Source organism: Variovorax sp. Soil_C_39, from assembly GCF_057656815.1.
This window is the reverse complement of sequence record NZ_JBDGJQ010000003.1, coordinates 212594-231729: the sequence shown is the minus strand read 5'-3', so window position 1 is coordinate 231729 and position 19136 is coordinate 212594. Positions and strand designations below refer to the sequence as shown.

Below are 19136 nucleotides of genomic sequence, written 5' to 3'. Positions count from 1 at the left end.
GTTCCACTTCAGCGCGTGCGTGCAAGACTCTGGGCAAATGCGTTGAGCGTCTGCTGCGGCACCTCGCCCACTGCCGTGAGCCACCAGTCGCTCACCGGCTCCGGCAGCCGCCGGCGAATCGCATTGGTGGCACCGATGGTCAACACGCCGTCGCGGGGCGCGCGCTTTTCATCGTAGCGTTCGATGAAAAGCGAGACCGAAGCGAGGCCATCGGAAAACGTCCACTGGACGGTGCGTTCCTGCGCACTCTTGTCGCCCGCGGGGCGGCGGTAGAAGCTGCGCGGCCGGAAGCCCGCGACGGGTGTCTTGAGCGTCCAGCCCTCGTCATGCGCGCTGCTGCGCTCGAGTTCGAGCTTCTCGACGCGGTAGCCACTGGTGTTGGACATCATCTGCAGCAGCGCCTGCGCCTTGATCGGTGCATCGAGCTGGAGTTCGGAGAACGCCGACTGCTCCACCACGCGGGAGTCGTTGTCGACGGTCTGGAGCTTCACGAGCAGGCCGGAGCGGCGCTCGCTCCAGATGCGGTAGCCGAAGCGCAGGCCATCGTGCGGCACGAGCTGCACCACGTCGGTGTCGAAACCAGCCACGCGGTCCTTGCCGAGCGCCCGCACCTCGTAGAAGTCGCCGATCGACGAATCGGGCTTGTCCGGCAGGTTGGGGAACAGATCGAAGTTCTCGCGCTTCTCGACCTTCACGACCTTCGCCTCGGGCAGGAAGGTCATGACATGGTGGTTGCGCCTGAAGGTGGAGCGCGGCGGCCCCGACAAGGCCTCGATGCGCTCGATCTGCATCTCGCCGTCGCGCACATGCCAGATGCGCGCGCTCGACAGATTGCCGCCCGCGGCCGACACCACGAAGGTACCAATGTAGTTGCGCTGCCGTGCCCCCGAGTGCATGCGCTGCAGCCACTCGACAACGCCCAGCGACGGCGGCGCGTCACCGGCCTGTGCCGAGGCCGCACCTTTGGGGTTCGCCGCCGCGGGCCGGGTCTGGGCGACCGCCACATGGGCCAGGCAAAAGGCAGCGATCACCAGCGCAAACGCGCGAGCGGAGGTGGGCATCGGAACGGTCATCGAGCGTGGCGATCGGCGCACATCAGCGCGAAGGGCCTTCGAAAGTCGCATTGCGCAGGAACCCCGAGGGCATCTGCGATGCGCCGCCGGCCTGCTGATGCGCCTCGAGCAACTGGTCGAGTCGCGGATCGCGCAGCATCACTTGCGGGTTGCCGTTGCCGACCAGCACGCGCGTCGACGCCCGCGCGGTCGGGGCGGCATTCGCGGCGCCGTTCGCACCCGCTGTGGCCACCACGGACGCTGCGCCCGGCTGCGGCTGCGTTGCCGCGAGTTGAGCGCCCGGCGCCTGCACGGCAGCGCCGTTGCCGACCAGGGTCCAGCTGATGGCCGCGACCGCCATCAGCGACGCGGCACCGGCGACGAGTTTCCAGCGGAACACCGGCTCGTTGGCCGCGTCCGCCTTGCGACGAACCGCAGGCACCGACGTAGCGGGCGCCACGGGCACCGCGGCCGGCCGCACCACCAAGGGCTCGGCCGCCAGGCGCCGCTGGAAGCGCGTCAGGAAGGCGTCGGTGTCGGTGCATGGCGAATGGGCGCCCGAGCGCAGCACGTCGCCCACGAGATGGTAGGCCTGCCAGGCGCCGCGGGCGTCTTCCTGCGCGCAGACCGCTTCGATGGCCAGCGCCAGGTCCTCGCTTTGCAAATGACCGTCCGCGAGTGCGGACACTTGTTCACGAACCGTCATGCTCTGATTCATTTCATTCACCTGCTTACCTACCACCGCTTGCCGGATTGGTTGTCCAGCATCGGCTTGACCTTGGCCGAAATGGCCTCACGCGCTCTGAAGATACGCGAGCGCACCGTGCCGATGGGGCAATTCATGACCTCGGCAATCTCTTCGTAACTCATGCCCTCGATCTCGCGCAGGGTCACAGCCTGACGCAGTTCGGCTGGCAGCGCATCCATGGCCATCTCGACCACGCGGGCGATTTCGTTGGCCGCCAGCACCGATTCGGGGGTTTCGTCGGTGGTTGGTTCGTTTCCCGGACGGTAAGTTTCATCGTCGTCGTCAGAAGACGGGCGCAGGGCGCTTTCCGAGATGGTCGGATCGCGCTTCATGTCGACCAGCGCCTTCTTGGCGGTGTTGACCGCGATCCGGTAGAGCCAGGTGTAGAACTGCGCGTCGCCGCGAAACTGATGCAACGCGCGATAGGCCCGGATGAAGGTCTCCTGCGCGATATCCTCGACCAGGTCGACATCGCGCACCATGCGCCCGATCAGGCGCTCGATCCGGCGTTGGTACTTGATGACCAGAAGTTCGAAGGCTTTCTGGTCGCCGGCCACGGTGCGCTGGACCAGTTGCAAGTCGACCTCCCCCGGCCGCGGCGCAGCGGCGACTCCCTCGGGCAAGCCCGAGTCCGGTGGCACTGGCGGCACGGAAGTGGTCATCTGGAAGGTTCAGGGCCCATCGGCATGGGCGGTCGCCCGCCACGGCTCACCGGCGGTCGAACCCGACGGGGCGCGCGAATATACCGCACGGCGCAGGTCGCGCCAGCGCTCGGGCATGGCACTGTGCTCGGCCCACACCCAGCGCACCGACCGACCCGGCTCGGCCAGCCTGATCAGCAGCAGTGATTGCAGGTCGAGCGCCACGGCCGCGCGCGCCGCAACAACCGCCCGGCCGGTCTCCGCGCCCGCCAGCGTCCAGTGACGCCCGTCGAAACGCAGTTCGGCCGCAGCGTCGCCTCGCAGCGCGAGCGCGGCAGCACCGCCCGAGAACAGCACGCTCAGCACCAGGAGCACCTGGCGCCAGCCCGCGCCGTCAAAAAAATAGCAGGACACGCCGGCGCAGCACGCACCCAGTGCCCACGCCGCGATCAGGATCCGGGCTGCACCGCGCGAGCGCCCGACCGGATAGATCACCGACGGCGCGCTGTGCATGAAAGAGCAATGCTCAAACGCGCTTGAACACCAGCGTGCCGTTGGTGCCGCCGAAGCCGAAGTTGTTCTTGACCGCGACATCGATCTTCAGATCGCGCGCCTCGTTGGCGCAGTAGTCGAGATCGCACTCCGGATCCTGGTTGAAGATGTTGATGGTCGGCGGGCTCTTCTGATGATGCAGCGCGAGCACTGTGAACACCGACTCGATGCCGCCAGCGCCGCCCAGCAGGTGGCCGGTCATCGACTTGGTGGAGTTCACGATCAGCTTCTTCGCATGGTCGCCGAAGGTGTTCTTGATCGCGTTGGTCTCGTTCAGGTCGCCCAGCGGCGTGGAAGTGCCATGCGCATTGAGATACTGCACCTCGTCGGCGTTGACCCCCGCATTGGCGAGCGCCATCGACATCGACCGGCGTGGTCCGTCGACATTGGGCGCCGTCATGTGATACGCGTCGGCGCTCATGCCGAAGCCCGAAACCTCGGCGTAGATCTTGGCGCCGCGCGCCTTGGCGTGCTCGTACTCCTCGAGCACGACCACCCCGGCGCCCTCGCCGAGCACGAAGCCGTCGCGGTCCTTGTCCCACGGGCGCGAGGCCGTGGCGGGATCGTCGTTGCGCGTCGAGAGTGCGCGCGCCGCCGCGAAGCCGCCGATGCCCAGCGGCGAGACGGTCGATTCGGCGCCGCCCGCGACCATCACGTCGGCATCGCCGTACTCGATCATGCGGGCCGACAGGCCGATCGCATGCAAGCCGGTGGTGCAGGCCGTGACGACCGCGATGTTCGGCCCCTGGAAGCCGTACTTGATGGAGACGTGGCCCGAGATCATGTTGATGATCGAGGCCGGCACGAAGAACGGCGACACGCGGCGAGGGCCGCGGTTCACGAGCTCCCCGTGCGTTTCTTCGATCATCGGCAACCCGCCGATGCCCGAGCCGATGTTGCAGCCAATGCGCGTCGCCTCTTCGGGCGAAAGCGCATCGTTGGTCTGGATACCGCTGTCCTGCACGGCCTGGATGGCCGCGGCAAGGCCGAGATGGATGAAGCGGTCCATGTGACGCGCTTCCTTCTCGGAAATGTATTGGGTGATGTCGAAACCCTTCACCTCGCCTGCGAACTTGCAGGCGAAGGCGCTTGCATCGAAGGCGGTAATGTTCGCAATGCCCGACTTCCCGGCCAACAGGTTGGCCCAGGATTCGGTTGCGGAGTTTCCGACAGGAGCGATGCAACCGAGTCCGGTCACGACGACGCGGCGTTTGGTCATGCCGGCAAACCTTTCTGGAAGCGTGGAGCAGCTGCCGATCGGCGCTTGCGGTTCAGTGAAGAAAAGCCGCCAGGCGCCGTCGCAGCATCAATTGGCCGATCAGGCCTTTTGATTCTTGGTGGCGTAGTCGACGGCGTTTTGCACCGTGGTGATCTTTTCGGCATCTTCGTCGGGGATCTCGATGCCGAACTCGTCTTCGAGTGCCATCACGAGTTCGACCGTGTCGAGCGAGTCAGCGCCGAGGTCGGCCACGAAAGCCTTTTCATTCGTCACTTGAGACTCTTCCACGCCGAGCTGCTCGGCGATGATTTTCTTGACACGTGCTTCGATATCGCTCATTTGGTTCCCTCTGAGGGTTGTAGGTAACAGTGGATTTTAGCCGGGCGCATTGTGGCATTTGCCGTGCGTCCGGTACGGGAAAACATTGCGCCTTTCGGCTACATGTGCATGCCGCCGTTGACGTGCAGCTCCTGCCCCGTCACGTACGACGCCTGAGGCGATGCGAGGTAGGCCACCGCATGCGCGATGTCGGCCGGCTTGCCCAGGTGCCCGAGCGGGATCTGCTGCAGCAGCGCCTGCTGCTGGGCTTCGGGAAGGCTGGCCGTCATGTCGGTTTCGATGAAGCCCGGCGCGACGCAGTTGACCGTGATGTTGCGGCTGCCGAGTTCGCGCGCGAGCGCGCGGGTCATGCCGGCAACGCCGGCCTTGGCGGCCGCGTAGTTAGCCTGGCCGGCATTGCCGGCGGCGCCCACCACGCTCGTGATGCTGATGATGCGGCCGTAGCGCTGCTTCATCATCGGGCGGATCACCGCGCGCGAAAGCCGGAACACGGCTTTCAGATTGGTGTCGAGTACCGCATCCCAGTCTTCGTCCTTGAGGCGCATGGCCAGCGTGTCGCGCGTGATGCCGGCGTTGTTGACCAGCACGTGGATCGCGCCATAAGCCTTGACGATCTCGTCGATGAGCGCTTCGACGGCCGCCCCGTCGTTCACGTCGAGCGCACGGCCGCGGCCGTCGAACGCGCTCAGGGCCGACGTGATCTTGGCCGCGCTGTCGTTGGTGGTGCCAGTGCCGACCACCTTGAGACCGCGCTGCGCGAGTTCGAGCGCGATTGCCGCGCCGATGCCGCGCGATGCGCCGGTGACCAGGGCAACCTGCCCTTCGAATTTTGGAATGCTCATAAAAGGAGTATCGGGCCTTGGGCCGCTCATCAGGCGAGCAGTTGACGGGTGTCTGCGAGCGTGGCCGGGTCGTACACCGACGCGGCTTCGAGTTCGGGGGCGATGCGCTTGACCGTTCCGGCCAGCACCCGGCCGGGCCCGCACTCGATGATGGCGGCGACACCGCGCAGTTTCAAGGCCTGGACGCTCTCGACCCACCGCACCGGACCGGCGGCCTGGCGCACCAGGGCCTCGCGGATGCGCTCGGGCTCGGTTTCCACCGCCACGTCGATGTTGTTGAGCACCGGAATTTGCGGCGCGGCCAGCCTGATCGTGCTGAGCTTCTCGCGCAGCGCCTCGGCGGCGGGCTTCATCAGGCTCGAATGGAACGGTGCCGACACCGGCAGCAGCAGCGCGCGCTTGGCGCCGCCCGCCTTGAGCAGCTCACAGGCCTTGTCGACCGCGGCCTTGCTGCCGGCGATAACCGTCTGCATCGGATCGTTGAAGTTCACCGCCTCGACGATTTCGGCACTGCCCGCGCCGAAGGACGCGTTGGCCTCGGCGCAACCAGCGATCACCTTCGAGGCCTCCATGCCGAGGACCGCCGCCATCGCACCTGCGCCCACCGGCACGGCCTGCTGCATGGCCTTGGCGCGGAACCGCACGAGCGGCGCAGCCTGCGCCAGCGTGAGCACGCCCGACGCCACGAGTGCCGAATACTCGCCCAGCGAATGCCCCGCCACGACCGCAGGGGCCGCGCCGCCCTCGGCGAGCCAGGCACGCCAGGCGGCCACGCCAGCCACCAGCATCACGGGCTGGGTGTTGGTGGTGAGCGCCAGCTCTTCCTTGGGACCGTTCTTGATCAGCGCGCCGATGTCTTCGCCGAGCGCTTCGGACGCCTCGCGCAAGGTCTCGGTCACGGCCGGATGATCGCCCCAGGCGTCGAGCATGCCGACGGCCTGAGAGCCCTGGCCGGGAAAGACAAAAGCAAAGGATTTCATTGTTTTTTATGGCGCATGCGAACGCCGCGGTACGCGACTGCGGACGGCGGCATGCTATAGATTCAGTAGCACCGCACCCCAGGTGAAGCCACCGCCCACGCCTTCAAGCATGAGCGTCTCGCCTTTCTTCACCCTCCCGGACCGCACGGCCTCGTCGAGCGCCAGCGGGATCGAGGCGGCCGACGTGTTGCCGTGCTCGTTGACCGTGACGACAAGCTTCTCGAGCGGCAGCTTGAGCTTCTTCGCCGTGCCTTCCATGATGCGGATGTTCGCCTGGTGCGGAATCAGCCAGTCGATGTCGGCTTCGGTCTTGCCGGCCTTCGCGAGCGTGGTACGGGCGGCTTCCTCGAGCACGCGCACAGCGAGCTTGAAGACGGCCTGACCGTCCATGTGCAGCAGCGGTGTGCCGAGCACGTTGCCGCCCGACACATGGCCGGGCACGCACAGGATGCCCACGTGCTTGCCATCCGCATGCAGATCGCTCGCGAGAATGCCGGGCTCCTCGCTGGCCTCGAGCACCACCGCGCCCGCGCCGTCGCCGAACAGCACGCAGGTGGTGCGGTCGTTGAAATCGAGGATGCGCGAGAAGACCTCGGCGCCCACCACCAGCGCGCACCGTGCCGTGCCGGTGCGGATCATCGCGTCAGCCACCGTAAGGGCATAGACGAAGCCGCTGCAGACCGCCTGCACGTCGAAGGCCGGGCAGCCGGCAATGCCAAGCTTGTTCTGGAGGATCGCGGCCGACGACGGAAACACCATGTCCGGCGTCGAGGTCGCGACGATGATCAGGTCGATCTCTTCCGCCTTGCGGCCTGCCGCCTCGAGGGCGTGCCGGGCCGCTTCAAGGGCGAGGTCGCTGCTCGACACCTCCGGTGCCGCGAAGTGGCGCGCGTGGATGCCGGTGCGCTCGACGATCCACTGATTGGAGGTCTCGACGCCGCGCAGCGCCAGTTCACTGGCGAGGTCGTCGTTGGTCACCCGGCGCGGTGGCAGGTAGCTGCCGGTGCCGGTGATGCGTGAATATGGGCTCATCAAGCGTGAAGGGCCGTCGCGTCCTGGGACACCGCGGGCTCCTGCCGCGCGAGCAATGGCGCGGCGTGGGCAATGCGGGCCCGCACGCGATCGAGCAGGTTGTTGCGAGCGGCATCATAAGCGCGATCGAGCGCATGGCCGAAAGCCACTTCGTCAGCCGAGCCATGGCTCTTGAAAACCAGCCCGCGCAGGCCAAGCAGGGCCGCGCCGTTGTAGCGGCGGTGGTCAAGGCGGCTTTTGAACGCTTTTAGGACCGGATAGGCTGCAATTGCAGCCATCTTGGTGAAGACATTGCGGGAAAATTCGACCCGAATGAAATCGCCAATCATCGAAGCCACGCCTTCGCTGGCCTTGAGCGCCACGTTCCCGACGAAGCCGTCGCATACGACGATGTCCGTGGTGCCTTTGAAAATGTCGTTGCCCTCGACGTTGCCGTAGAAGTTGAGATCTTTCGAGTTGGCAGCAGTTCGCAGCAGTTGACTAGCCTTCTTGATGGTTTCGCTGCCCTTGATGGCTTCCTCGCCGATATTGAGCAGGCCCACCGATGGCGCCTCGTTGCCCGTGAGCGCGGAAACCAGGGCGGAACCGAGCACGGCGAACTGCAGCAGGTCCTCGGCATCGCAATCGACGTTGGCGCCCAGGTCGAGAACGGTCGTCGCGCCACCCTTCACGTTCGGCAGTTGCGGTGCGATCGCGGGGCGGTCGATACCGTCGAGCGTCTTGAGCAGGTAGCGCGCAATCGCCATCAAGGCGCCGGTGTTGCCGGCGGACACCGCCGCGTGCGCCGCGCCGTCCTTCACCTGCTGGATCGCCACGCGCATGGAAGAATCTTTCTTCTTGCGCAGCGCGATCTCGATCGGGTCGTCCATGCCCACCACTTCGCTGGCCGGCACGACGCGGGCGCGCGGATGCGCGGCGAAGCCCGCCAATGCGGCCGGCGCACCTACCAGCAGCAAGGAGGCCTCACTGTGCCGCTCGAGAAACGCGCGGCAGGCCGCGAGCGTGACGCGCGGCCCGTGGTCGCCTCCCATGCAATCGACGGCAAGCGTGATTGCGGAAGGCGCAGCAGTGGATTCGGGAGAAGACGTAGCCATCAAAACAAAGGCCCGACGCTACGGCAAAAGTAGCTTCGGGCCTCGGCCTTGGGATGCGAGATCAGGCTTCGGACTTGTTTTTGAGCACTTGCCGGCCACGGTAGAAACCGTTGGGGCTGATGTGGTGGCGCAGGTGCGTTTCGCCGGTGGTGGGCTCGACGGCGATACCGGGCACGACCAGCGCGTTGTGCGAACGGTGCATGCCACGCTTGGAAGGCGACTTCTTGTTTTGCTGGACGGCCATGATGGCTCCTGGACTGTGAGGTGAGTGATTGGATGCGCTCTCTTGCGGTGGCAATGATGAATGGCATTGCTGATCACGGCGGCGCGCGCGAAGCCCATGATTATAGCCCAGCTGGCGGATAAGGGCTACCCGCCCTCTTTGGGGCCACGCGGACGCAGCGCACCGAGCACCGCGAACGGGTTCGGCTTGGCCTCTTCCGCCGCCTTGAAATCGTCGTCGCTGGACGACAGCCGGACCGGCACGGGACAGACGTCATGCGCGGGCGTGACGGGAATTTCCATCAGCAGTTCGTCTTCGACGAGCGCGTGCAGGTCGAAGTCGCGGCTCATCGCGAGCACGTCTTCGTCGGCTTCCTCGTCCTCGGCCTCGGCCGTGGCCTCGTCGGCGACGAAACGGAACCATCGGCTCACCATGACCGGCGTCGCCACCGGCGTCAGGCAGCGCTGGCAAGTCAGGGGCAGCGTCGCTTCGGCGTCCAGGTGCAGCCAGGGCTCGGCCTTGCCGTCGGCGCCGGGACGCTCTTCGCCGCTGGCTGTCCAGCGCACGAGGGTGTCGGCAGCGGGGTCGGCCTCGGTCGCCAGCTCGGCCGCGAGCCGCACGTAGTTCGCAACCGGCTCGGCCGCTTCCAGCGTGGCGCCCGCGAGGGCAAAGCGGGCCACGTCGAGCCGTTCGGGGGCAAATTCTCTCTTCATCCTCACCAGTCTAGCGCGCTCACGCACAATCATCCCATGCAACGCCCCGTGATCCTTGCCTCGACCTCGCGCTACCGGCGCGAACTGCTTTCCCGCCTGCGCCTGCCCTTCGACGTGCAGCCGCCCGACGTCGACGAAACCCCGCGCGGCGGCGAGTCGCCCCGGGCGCTGGCCGAACGCCTGGCGCTCGAAAAGGCCCACGCGGTGGCGGCGCGCTTTCCCGAAGCCGTGGTGATCGGTTCCGACCAGGTGGCCGACCTGGCCGGCGAGGCGCTGGGCAAGCCGGGCGACCATGCGCGCGCGACCGCGCAGTTGCGGCGCATGCGCGGCCAGACGCTGGTGTTCCAGACGGCGGTGGCGGTGGTCTGCCACGCGAGCGGCTTCGTCCAGCACGACCTGGCGCCCGTTCGGGTGGTGTTCCGCGAGCTCACTGATGACGCGATCGAAAATTACCTGCAGGCCGAGCAGCCCTACGACTGCGCCGGGAGCGCCAAGAGCGAAGGCCTCGGCATCGCCCTGCTCGACGCCATCGACAGCGACGACCCCACGGCACTCGTGGGCTTGCCGCTGATCCGCACCTGCCGGATGCTGCGCGCCGCGGGAGTCGAACTCCTGTGACGCCGGGCAAGCTCTACCTCGTGCCCGCGCCACTCGACTTCGGCTGCGAATCGCAGGCGCCGCTGCAGGACGCGCTGCCGCTCGGAACCCTCCAGGTCGCCGCGGGCCTCACCCACTGGATCTGCGAGAACGCGAAGTCGGCGCGCGCCTACCTGAAGCGGATCGATGCGGTGGTGCCGCTGGCCGCGCCACTACAGGCGCAGGACATCCGCGAACTGCCGCGCGAAGTGCACAAGAAGGGCGACCATGCGGGCCAGTTCGACGCTCGGCCGCTGCTCGCCGCCGCGCTCGAAGGCCATGACATCGGACTGCTCAGCGAGGCGGGCATGCCGGCAGTGGCCGATCCCGGCTCGTCGGTGGCGCGGGCTGCGCACGATCTCGGCCTGGCCGTGGTCCCGCTAACCGGCCCGGTGTCGCTGCTGCTGGCGCTGGCGGCGAGCGGCCTCAATGGCCAGAACTTCGCCTTCGTCGGGTACCTGCCGCAGGATGCCGGCGAGCGCCAGGGCCGCATCCGCGATCTCGAGGCGCTGGCGCTGCGAACCGGCCAGACGCAGCTGTTCATCGAGACACCCTACCGCAATGCCGCACTCCTGCAGGCGCTGGTGCAGACGCTGCAGCACAACACGCGGCTCGCCGTCGCGCGCGGGCTGACGCTGGCCACCGCCGATGTTCGCAGCCAGACCGCGAAGACGTGGCGCACCCAGCCCAAGAGCACCGCGGACGAGCGCCTGCCGGCCGTGTTCGCGATCGGACGTTGACGATGAGGGTGACTGCCAGCCACCGCTGGGCCTCGCGCGCGCAGTTTTTCTCTTCCGGTTTCATCTTCGCGACCTGGGGCGTGCACGTGCCCACGGTCAAGGCGCACTACGGCATCGACGAGGCACAACTCGGCCTCGCCATGCTCGCGGCCGGCGCCGGCGCGATGTTCGGCCTCACGAGCGCAGGCCGATGGATCGGCCGCCACGGCGCCCGCCGCATGGCGGCTATTTGCGGCTGCATCTACGCGTTGCTGCTCGCGGGTCTCATCGCCATGCCGGGCTATTTCGCGCTGCTGGCGCTGCTGGCCGCCTTCGGGCTCGTCACCAGCGTGTTCGACGTTGCCATCAACACCGAGGCGGCCCAGCTCGAGCTGAAGGGCGGCAAGCCGCTGATGAGCGGCATGCACGGCATGTTCAGCCTCGGCGGCATGGCCGGCGCAGCAAGCGGCAGCGCCGCGCTGGCTGCCGGACTTGGGGCCCAGGCGCACCTGCTGTGGGTGGCGGCGGCGATGGTAGCTGCGGTCGCGATCGCCTCGACCCGCATGCTGCCGCCCGTTGCCGCTGTCGGCGACGCGGCCGCGCGCCATGGCTTCCGCCTGCCGCGCGGCACGCTCGCGGTGCTGGGCGTGCTCGCCGCGCTGGGCCTGATCGCCGAGGGTGCCATCTACGACTGGAGCGTGCTGTACATGCAGCAGGAGCTCCACAGCCCGCAGCAGCAGGCCGCACTGGCCTATGCGAGTTTTTCCGCAGCCATGGCGGCGGCGCGCTTCGGCGGCGACGCGCTGCGCGCCCGCTTCTCGCCCGCCGCCCTGCTGCTCGGCAGCGGCCTGCTCGCGGCCGCTGCCATGACGCTGGTGCTGTTGACGCACCTGCCGTGGGTCGCACTGCTCGGCTTCGCGGGCGTGGGCGTGGGCTTTGCGAACGTGGTGCCGATCCTGTTCGGCGCCTCGGCCCGCGTGCCCGGCGTGGAACCCGCCAGCGGCATTGCCGCGGTGTCGGCCGTGGCGTACCTGGGCTTCATGGCCGGGCCGGCGGTGATCGGGCTGCTGGCGCGCGCCAGTTCGCTGACGGCCGCGCTGTATGTGGTGGTGGCGTTCGCGGTGGCGCTCGCGGCCTCGGCGCGCTTCACCGAGCGCGGCACCCGGGCTTGATCGCGGCTTGATCGCGCCGGGCAGCCGCTGCCGATCTCAGCGCAGCGCCGGCGAGGCGGACTGCAGCGAGCGGACGGTGGCGGCGCCCATGGCGGCGCCGAATTTCTTCGCGAGCTTCTCGGCCACGTTGTCACGCCGCGTGTAGTCGGTGACCTCCTCGGCCTTGATGACTTCGCGCGCCACGAAGTCGACGTTGCCCAGCTGGTCGGCCAAGCCGAACTCGACGGCCTTCTCGCCGCTCCAGAACAGACCGCTGAAGAGCCCCGGCGTGTCGAGCTTGAGCCGGTCGCCGCGCCCGGTCTTCACCACATTGATGAACTGTGTGTGAATCTGGTCGAGCATCGCCTGGGCATGGGCACGCTGCGCGTCGTTCATGGGGCTGAACGGATCGAGGAAGCCCTTGTTCTCGCCGGCCGTGAGCAAGCGGCGCTCGACGCCGACCTTGTCCATCACGCCCGTGAAGCCGAAGCCGTCCATCAGCACGCCGATGCTGCCGACGATGCTGGCCTTGTCGACGAAGATCTTGTCGGTGGCTGCCGCGATGTAGTACGCCGCCGAGGCACAGGTTTCCTCGACCACGGCATAGACCGGCTTCTTGTGCTTGGCCTTCAGGCGCTTGATCTCGTCGCTGATGATGCCGGCCTGCACCGGGCTGCCGCCGGGCGAATTGATGAGCAGCACGATGCCCTTGGCACCCTGGTCCTCGAAGGCCGTCTTCAACGCGGCGATCACGAACTCGGCGCTCGCATCGCTGCCGTTGGCGATCTCGCCCTTGACCTCAACCACCGCCGTGTGCGCCGTGCTCGTGGCGGTGCTCGGCGCGCTGCGCGACATGGCCAGCCAGACCAGGAAGATGAAGAAGGCGAGCCACGACAGGCGCACGAAGGTCTTCCAGCGGCGCGCTGCCTTCTGTTCGTTCAGCGATGCGAAGGCGAGTTTTTCGAGCGTTGCACGCTCCCAGCCGGGGCGTTGCGTGGGATCTTTGGCCATGTTTCTCGGTGCGCCCTGCGAGGGCGCCAAAGGGGTCGCCGGCTCGAAGGGTTCGAAGCCTTCGGGTTCCGTGCGGTTCGAGTCGGTCATTTCAGAATGTCAGGGGATGGAGGTTCCAGGCAGTATGCCAGTGGACCACGCCGTGGCTTTCGCTCAGGGCGATCTTCACGAGGCCGCCGCGGCACGGGCCGCCCGCGCATTCGCCCGTGTCGGGCCGGTAGACCGCGCCGTGCGTGGCGCACAGCAGCCACTGGCCCGAATCGTCGAAGAAGCGGTCGGGCTGGAAGTCCATTTCCATCGCCACATGGCTGCACCGGTTCAGGTAGGCGTGCGGCTGCCCTTCGAAGCGCACCGCGAAGGCCCGGCAGGTCTCACCGCCATAGACCACGTCGAAGGGAACGGCGCGGCCGCCTTCGACCAGGTCGGACGCGTTGCACAGGGGAATGCGCTGTTCTTCGCTCGTCATCGCGCGATTGTCAGGCGGTCGCAGGCGGTCGTCAGGCGTTCTCGAGCAGCCAGGCCTCGAGGCTGGCCACCGAGTGGGCCACGAACAACGGCTTCAGTTCGTCGAAGCTCCCGGGCTCGTGCGCGCCGTAGCTCACGCCCACGCTCGCGCAGCCGGCATTGAGCGCGAGCTGCAGGTCGTGCGTGGTGTCGCCGATCATCAGCGTGCGCTCCGCCGGCACTTCGAGCTCCTCCATCAGTTCGAGCAGCATCCGCGGATGGGGCTTGCCGAAGGTCTCATCGGCGGTGCGCGAGCCGTCGAAGCGCTCGCGCAGCGCCACCGACCGGAGCGCCTCGTTGAGGCCGCGGCGCGATTTGCCCGTGGCCACAGCCAGCTTGTGGCCGCGCGCGCGCAGCGCATCGAGCATCTGCAGCACGCCGTCGAACAGCACGAGGTCGTCCTGGTGCTGCAGGTAGTGGTAGCGGTAGCGGGCACCGAGCTCGGGGTATTTCTCCTTCGGCACGTCGGGTGCCGCGCGCGCGAGCGCCTCGGCCAGGCCCAGGCCGATCACCCAGGCAGCGTCGTTCTCGCTCGGCTTCGCGCCGCCGACGTCGACCACCGCGGCCTGGATGCAGCGCACGATGAGCCGCGTGGAGTCATAGAGGGTGCCGTCCCAGTCGAAGGCAATCAGGTCGAAACGCAAGGGTCGGGTAGTGGGGTCAGTCATGGGCCGTGGGAAGGGGATGTTGGGCCAGCGCCTCGAGGGCGGGCGGCGGTATCAGGGTATGCAGTTCGGGCGGCAGGTCGGCCTGCAGCGCCACGCGCTCGCCGGTCACGGGATGGTTGAATTGCAGTCGCCAGGCATGCAGGAACATGCGCCGCAGCCCCAGCCGCTGGAGTGCGCGCTGGCGGTCCGAGTCGCCGTACTTGTCGTCGCCCGCGATCGGGTGGCCGGCCGAGGCCAGGTGCACCCGGATCTGGTGCGTGCGGCCGGTCTTGATGGTGACTGCGAGCAGCGACAACGGCGCGGCCTCGCCCGCCAGCGTGAGCCGCGCAAGCACGCGCACCAGCGTCACCGCGTGCATCGCGTCGGGGTGGTCCTTGGCGACCACGCGCACGCGGCGTTCGCCGGCGCCCGCAACGTCGCCCGGCAGCAGGAACCGCGCAAGCGGTGCATCGAGCACCTTGCGGTTCGCCGGCCAGGTTCCTTCGACCAGCGCCAGATAGGTCTTGCCGGTCTCGCGTTCGCGGAACTGGTCTTGCAGCGCCACCAGCGCGCTGCGCTTCTTGGCCACGAGCAGGATGCCCGAGGTTTCGCGGTCGAGCCGGTGCACCAGTTCGAGGAATTTCGCGCCGGGCCGGGCGGTCCGCAGCTGTTCGATCACGCCGAAGCTCACGCCGCTGCCGCCATGCACCGCCACGCCGGCGGGCTTATCGATGGCGAGCACGGCATCGTCCTCGAGCAGCACCGGGAACTCGCGCGCGGGCGCCGGCGGCGTGGCGCCCTCCTCGGCGCGCGCCGAGATCCGCACCGGCGGCAGCCGCAGCACGTCGCCGGCCTCGATGCGCGTCTCGGCCTGCACGCGTCCCTTGTTGATGCGCACCTCGCCCGACCGGATGATCCGGTAGACATGCGTCTTGGGAACGCCCTTCAGGTGGCGGAAAAGGAAGTTGTCGAGCCGCTGTCCGGCGGATTCGGCGTCCACAGTAATGAATTTGATGGACGCGCCGGGCGCGCCGCCTTCATTTCCCGCGATTTGGGGCGCCGCGGGGCTGTGCTTCGCACCTATAATGTTTTTCACCAGCGCGGTCGTGTAAGTGCTTGATTAGACAGAAGTTTAGACCACTGCGGTCAAGCACCCACTACAACGCTGCGAGGTCGATGCCGCTTTGGCGCCGAGACTGCAAACCCCGCGCAAGCGCGCAAAGTGGCAGGCCCTGCACCCAAGTCAAGCCGACACCCACGAAACACCGATACGGAATACCCAGCCTGCAGCTTCCGAGCTGCAGGCGGATCGAAGCGAGCCCCTTGTGTTGATGCTGCTGATTCGACTGTGCCTGCGCTGGCCGACCTGGCTTCTGCCAGCGGCCTCCGGCATGGAATCATCCGCGCCGCGCGCCACCATTGCGCACCCTGCCATCGAAAAGATGGCCGCTCAACACCGAATCTGGCTCGCGCCCATCCACGCGCCCCCACCCCGGCTGTCCTCCTGAGCTGACGCTCGAGAGGCTTGTCCGCGCCTGCGCGGCACAGCACAGCATCCGGGGCCAAGCGGCAATTCCCCTCGTTTCGCGGGCGTCGTCCGTGCATCGTTGGCCCGTCATGGGCCGGTAGAACGATACATAGAAGGACAACGCATCATGAAGCGGATGCTGATCAATGCCACGCAGGCCGAAGAACGCCGCCTGGCCATCGTCGACGGGCAAAAGCTCCTCGACTACGAGATCGAGATCGAAGGGCGCGAACAGCGCAAGGGCAACATCTACAAGGCCGTCGTGACGCGCGTCGAGCCGTCGCTCGAAGCCTGTTTCGTCGACTACGGCGAAGACCGCCACGGCTTCCTGCCGTTCAAGGAAATCTCCAAGCAGTACTTTGCCGAAGGCGTTTCCGCCAGCCAGGCGCGCATCCAGGACGTTATCAAGGAAGGCCAGGAACTGACCGTCCAGGTCGAGAAGGAAGAACGCGGCAACAAGGGCGCGGCCCTCACCACCTTCATCTCGCTGGCCGGCCGCTATGTCGTGCTGATGCCGAACAACCCGCGTGGCGGGGGCGTTTCGCGCCGCATCGAAGGCGACGACCGCGCCGAGCTCAAGGAGGCGATGGACCAGCTCGAGTACCCGAAGGGCATGAGCATCATCGCGCGCACCGCTGGCATCGGCCGCTCGGCGCCCGAACTCCAGTGGGACCTGAACTACCTGCTCAAGCTCTGGACCGCCATCGACGGCGCGGGCAAGGGCGGCAAGGGCGCCTTCCTGATCTACCAGGAATCCTCGCTCGTCATCCGCGCCATCCGTGACTACTTCAATCACGACATCGGCGACATCCTGATCGACACCGACGACATCTACGAGCAAGCGCAGCAGTTCATGGCGCACGTCATGCCCGAGCATGCCGCCCGCGTGAAGCGCTACCGCGACGATGCGGCGCTGTTCAGCCGCTTCCAGATCGAGCACCAGATCGAGTCGGCCTATGCCCGCACCGTGCAGCTGCCCTCGGGCGGCGCCATCGTGATCGACCACACCGAAGCGCTCGTGTCGGTCGACGTGAACTCGGCCCGCGCCATCAAGGGCGGCGACATCGAGGAAACCGCCACGCGCACCAACCTCGAAGCCGCCGACGAAGTGGCCCGCCAGATGCGCCTGCGCGACCTCGGTGGCCTGATCGTCATCGACTTCATCGACATGGACGAGTCGAAGAACCGCCGCGAAGTCGAAAGCCGCCTGCGCGATGCGCTGCGGCAAGACCGCGCCCGCGTGCAGTTCGGCTCGATCAGCAAGTTCGGCCTGATGGAAATGAGCCGCCAGCGCCTGAAGCCGGCGCTGTCGGAGGGCTCGTCGATCCCCTGCCCCCGCTGCGGCGGCTCGGGCCACATCCGCGATACCGAATCCAGCGCACTGCAGATCCTGCGCATCATTCAGGAAGAGTGCCTGAAGGACAACACGGCCGCCGTGCACGTTCAGGTGCCGGTCGAAGTGGCCTCGTTCCTGCTGAACGAAAAGCGCCCCGAGATCGCGAAGATCGAGCTCAAGCAGCGCGTCACCGTGCTCATGGTGCCGAACAAGACGCTCGAAACGCCGAACTACAAGCTCGAGCGCCTGAAGCACGACGACCCGCGCCTCGACCACATCGAAGCCAGCTACAAGATGGCCGACGAGGTCGAGGACCCGACTTCGGTCACCCGCCGCTCGCAGGAGCCGACCAACAAGCAGACGCCGGTCATCAAGGGCGTGCTGCCCGACGCACCGGCGCCCGTGGCGGTGCCCCGGCCCGAACCGGTGCGCGCCCCCGTGGCCGTGGCCCCGGCACCGGTTGCACCGCCAGTCGTGAGCGCACCGGCACCGGCCGAAACCGGCTTCTTCGCACGCCTCAAGGGCTGGTTCTCGGGCACGCCGGCGCCAGCGCCCGCACCGAGCACCATGATCCCGGTCGAGCCCCCGAAGCCCACCCGGCGTGACGGCGGCCGCACCGGCCGCGATGGCGAGGCGCGCGGCGCCCGCGGCGACGGCGAACAGCGCCGCGGTGGCCGCACCGGCGAGAACGGTGGCCGCTCGGGCGGGCGCGATGGCGAACGCCGCGGTGGACGCGGTGGCGAGCGCCGCGAAGGACGCGAACAGCGCGAGGCACGCGGCAACGGCAGCGAACTCCGCAACGACGCCGCCGCCCAACCGCGCGAGCAGCGTGAACCCCGCGAACCGCGTGAGGCCCGTGCCCCGCGCGACGGCGAGCAGCGCCGCGGTGGCCGTGGCGAACGCCGCGACGGCGAAGGCCGCGGTGCCCGCGCGGCATCGGGCGATCCGATCGACAACACCAACCTCGAAGCCCAGCAGCTCGCGCCCAACGGTGAGGCCGGCGACGAAGGCAACACCACGGCCGAGCGCGCACCCCGCGCCCGGGGCGGTGAACGTGGCGAACGCCGTGAACGCGGCGAGCGTGGTGAACGTGGCGAGCGCGGTGGTGAACGCACCGAGCGCGGCGAGCAACAGCCGCAGCCGCAGCCGCAGCGCAACGACACCGAGATGGCGCGCGAATCCACCGACGGCGACAACGCCGCCGCACCGCAGGACGGCGTACAGCCCGAACGCGCACCGCGCAGCGGCCGCGACGAGCGTGGCCCGCGTGGCGAGCGCGGCGAAGGCCGCCGCGGCGAGCGCCGTGGCGAAGGCCAGCCGCGCTTCGGCAGCGACAGCGAAGCAGCCGCCACGCCGGACGATGCCGAGCGCGGTGCAGCCGAGCCGGCTGAACTCGCAGCCGGCACCGAAGGCGAAGCGCCGCGTCGCGATGGCGAAGAGCGCCGTGGTCGTTCGCGTGACCGCTACGGCCGCGATCGACGCGAACGCGCCCCGCGCGACGAGAGCGAAGCCAGGCCATCGGCCGACGGCGCTGCCGTTGCAGAGGCCGGCGAGGCCATGCCTGCTGCGCAGGTGCCGGCCGAGCGCGCTGTCGCCGAAGACGCACCGGCACGACGCAGCTACTTCGACCGCCCCGCGGAAGCGGCTGCGGCCGAAGCAGCGGCACCGGCATTCGTCCCGGCCGCGGCAACGGTTCCTGCGCCCGCACCGGCACCAGCCCCCGCGCCAGTGGCTGCGGTGGCTGCACCCGCGCCCGTCGCAAGCCTCGCACCGAGCCAGCCCGCTGCCAGCGGCCGGGCGCTGCCGAAGGTCCAACCCTTCCAGCTGCCGCTCGACGAACTGGCGCAGGTCGCCGAAAAGTCGGGTCTGCAATGGGTGAACTCCGACGCCGAGCGCATCGCGCAGGCGCACGCCGCCATGGCGGCCGAGCCGAAGCCGGTGCACGTGCCGCGCGAACGTCCGCCGGCCGTCGTGCTCGACGAAGGTCCGCTGGTGCTGGTCGAAACCCGCCGCGATCTCGGCGCAATGAGCCTGCCGTTCGAGAAGGCAGCGGCATCCTCCGACGCGCAAAACGTGAACTGACGCAGCAGCGAGCAAGCCACCGGGTCGCGAGGCCCGGTGGCCAACAACAAAAAACGGCGCCGATGAGGCGCCGTTTTTTTTGGGCTC

General features: G+C 68.0%; 20 protein-coding genes. 4 read left to right on the top strand and 16 right to left on the bottom strand.

Translation table 11 applies throughout. The annotated features are described in order from the left end of the window. Window positions 1-8: 8 nt before the first annotated feature. The 12 genes from AC3A6J_RS09060 to AC3A6J_RS09005 form a co-directional block, all read right to left on the bottom strand. Window positions 9-1073 carry a MucB/RseB C-terminal domain-containing protein gene (locus AC3A6J_RS09060; RefSeq protein WP_487859597.1) on the bottom strand — a complete coding sequence of 355 codons (1065 nt, stop codon included), beginning with the start codon at window positions 1071-1073 and terminating at the stop codon, window positions 9-11. Between the two features lie 22 nt (window positions 1074-1095). After that, a complete protein-coding gene (locus tag AC3A6J_RS09055) occupies window positions 1096-1770 on the bottom strand; it encodes a sigma-E factor negative regulatory protein (RefSeq protein WP_487859596.1) in 675 nt (224 codons plus the stop codon). Between the two features lie 17 nt (window positions 1771-1787). Further along, window positions 1788-2462, bottom strand: a complete 675-nt coding sequence (gene rpoE / locus AC3A6J_RS09050) for an RNA polymerase sigma factor RpoE (protein ID WP_487859595.1) — start codon at window positions 2460-2462, stop codon at window positions 1788-1790. Between the two features lie 9 nt (window positions 2463-2471). Further along, window positions 2472-2954 (bottom strand): hypothetical protein, encoded by a 483-nt coding sequence (locus tag AC3A6J_RS09045; RefSeq protein WP_487859594.1) that lies wholly within the window; start codon window positions 2952-2954, stop codon window positions 2472-2474. 13 nt (window positions 2955-2967) lie between these two features. Continuing rightward, window positions 2968-4212, bottom strand: a complete 1245-nt coding sequence (gene fabF / locus AC3A6J_RS09040) for a beta-ketoacyl-ACP synthase II (protein ID WP_487859593.1) — start codon at window positions 4210-4212, stop codon at window positions 2968-2970. A 99-nt stretch (window positions 4213-4311) separates the two neighbouring features. Beyond that, window positions 4312-4551 carry an acyl carrier protein gene (acpP, locus tag AC3A6J_RS09035; RefSeq protein ID WP_007830471.1) on the bottom strand — a complete coding sequence of 80 codons (240 nt, stop codon included), beginning with the start codon at window positions 4549-4551 and terminating at the stop codon, window positions 4312-4314. Between the two features lie 98 nt (window positions 4552-4649). After that, window positions 4650-5393, bottom strand: a complete 744-nt coding sequence (gene fabG, locus AC3A6J_RS09030) for a 3-oxoacyl-ACP reductase FabG (protein WP_487859592.1) — start codon at window positions 5391-5393, stop codon at window positions 4650-4652. Window positions 5394-5422: 29 nt separating this feature from the next. Then, window positions 5423-6373 carry an ACP S-malonyltransferase gene (fabD, locus tag AC3A6J_RS09025; protein WP_487859591.1) on the bottom strand — a complete coding sequence of 317 codons (951 nt, stop codon included), beginning with the start codon at window positions 6371-6373 and terminating at the stop codon, window positions 5423-5425. Window positions 6374-6427: 54 nt separating this feature from the next. Then, window positions 6428-7405 carry a beta-ketoacyl-ACP synthase III gene (locus AC3A6J_RS09020; RefSeq protein WP_487859590.1) on the bottom strand — a complete coding sequence of 326 codons (978 nt, stop codon included), beginning with the start codon at window positions 7403-7405 and terminating at the stop codon, window positions 6428-6430. Further along, on the bottom strand, window positions 7405-8499 hold the full coding sequence (gene plsX, locus AC3A6J_RS09015; RefSeq protein ID WP_487859589.1) for a phosphate acyltransferase PlsX: 1095 nt from the start codon (window positions 8497-8499) through the stop codon (window positions 7405-7407). Before plsX ends, AC3A6J_RS09020 begins: the two co-directional genes overlap by 1 nt. Window positions 8500-8560: 61 nt before the next feature. After that, window positions 8561-8743, bottom strand: a complete 183-nt coding sequence (gene rpmF / locus AC3A6J_RS09010) for a 50S ribosomal protein L32 (RefSeq protein WP_007830466.1) — start codon at window positions 8741-8743, stop codon at window positions 8561-8563. A 125-nt stretch (window positions 8744-8868) separates the two neighbouring features. Further along, entirely contained in the window at window positions 8869-9435 is a 567-nt protein-coding gene (locus AC3A6J_RS09005) for a YceD family protein (RefSeq protein ID WP_487859588.1), read from the bottom strand. Window positions 9436-9471: 36 nt separating this feature from the next. On the opposite strand from AC3A6J_RS09005, the gene AC3A6J_RS09000 reads away from it, so the two are divergent. Genes AC3A6J_RS09000 through AC3A6J_RS08990 form a run of 3 tightly spaced genes read left to right on the top strand, consistent with a single transcriptional unit; the run spans window position 9472 to window position 11962 of the window. Beyond that, the gene (locus tag AC3A6J_RS09000; RefSeq protein WP_487859587.1) at window positions 9472-10053 is read left to right on the top strand and encodes a Maf family protein; all 582 of its coding nucleotides are present in this window, start codon (window positions 9472-9474) and stop codon (window positions 10051-10053) included. After that, window positions 10050-10811 carry an SAM-dependent methyltransferase gene (locus AC3A6J_RS08995; protein WP_487859586.1) on the top strand — a complete coding sequence of 254 codons (762 nt, stop codon included), beginning with the start codon at window positions 10050-10052 and terminating at the stop codon, window positions 10809-10811. The genes AC3A6J_RS09000 and AC3A6J_RS08995 overlap by 4 nt, the downstream gene beginning before the upstream one ends. A 2-nt stretch (window positions 10812-10813) precedes the next feature. Then, complete coding sequence (locus AC3A6J_RS08990) at window positions 10814-11962, top strand: MFS transporter (RefSeq protein ID WP_487859585.1); 1149 nt, start codon at window positions 10814-10816, stop codon at window positions 11960-11962. A gap of 36 nt (window positions 11963-11998) precedes the next feature. Here the strand turns inward: AC3A6J_RS08990 and AC3A6J_RS08985 are convergent, their stop codons facing one another. Genes AC3A6J_RS08985 through AC3A6J_RS08970 form a run of 4 tightly spaced genes read right to left on the bottom strand, consistent with a single transcriptional unit; the run spans window position 11999 to window position 15199 of the window. Next, window positions 11999-13042 (bottom strand): S49 family peptidase, encoded by a 1044-nt coding sequence (locus AC3A6J_RS08985; protein WP_487859584.1) that lies wholly within the window; start codon window positions 13040-13042, stop codon window positions 11999-12001. Between the two features lies 1 nt (window position 13043). Continuing rightward, entirely contained in the window at window positions 13044-13418 is a 375-nt protein-coding gene (locus AC3A6J_RS08980; RefSeq protein WP_487859583.1) for a Rieske (2Fe-2S) protein, read from the bottom strand. Between the two features lie 31 nt (window positions 13419-13449). Further along, window positions 13450-14124 carry an HAD family hydrolase gene (locus AC3A6J_RS08975; protein ID WP_487859582.1) on the bottom strand — a complete coding sequence of 225 codons (675 nt, stop codon included), beginning with the start codon at window positions 14122-14124 and terminating at the stop codon, window positions 13450-13452. Continuing rightward, window positions 14117-15199 carry an RluA family pseudouridine synthase gene (locus AC3A6J_RS08970; protein ID WP_487859581.1) on the bottom strand — a complete coding sequence of 361 codons (1083 nt, stop codon included), beginning with the start codon at window positions 15197-15199 and terminating at the stop codon, window positions 14117-14119. The genes AC3A6J_RS08975 and AC3A6J_RS08970 overlap by 8 nt, the downstream gene beginning before the upstream one ends. A 559-nt stretch (window positions 15200-15758) precedes the next feature. Between AC3A6J_RS08970 and AC3A6J_RS08965 the strand changes: the two genes are divergently transcribed. Next, window positions 15759-19049: an Rne/Rng family ribonuclease gene (locus AC3A6J_RS08965; RefSeq protein WP_487859580.1), complete on the top strand. Its 3291-nt coding sequence runs from the start codon at window positions 15759-15761 to the stop codon at window positions 19047-19049. Window positions 19050-19136 lie beyond the last annotated feature (87 nt).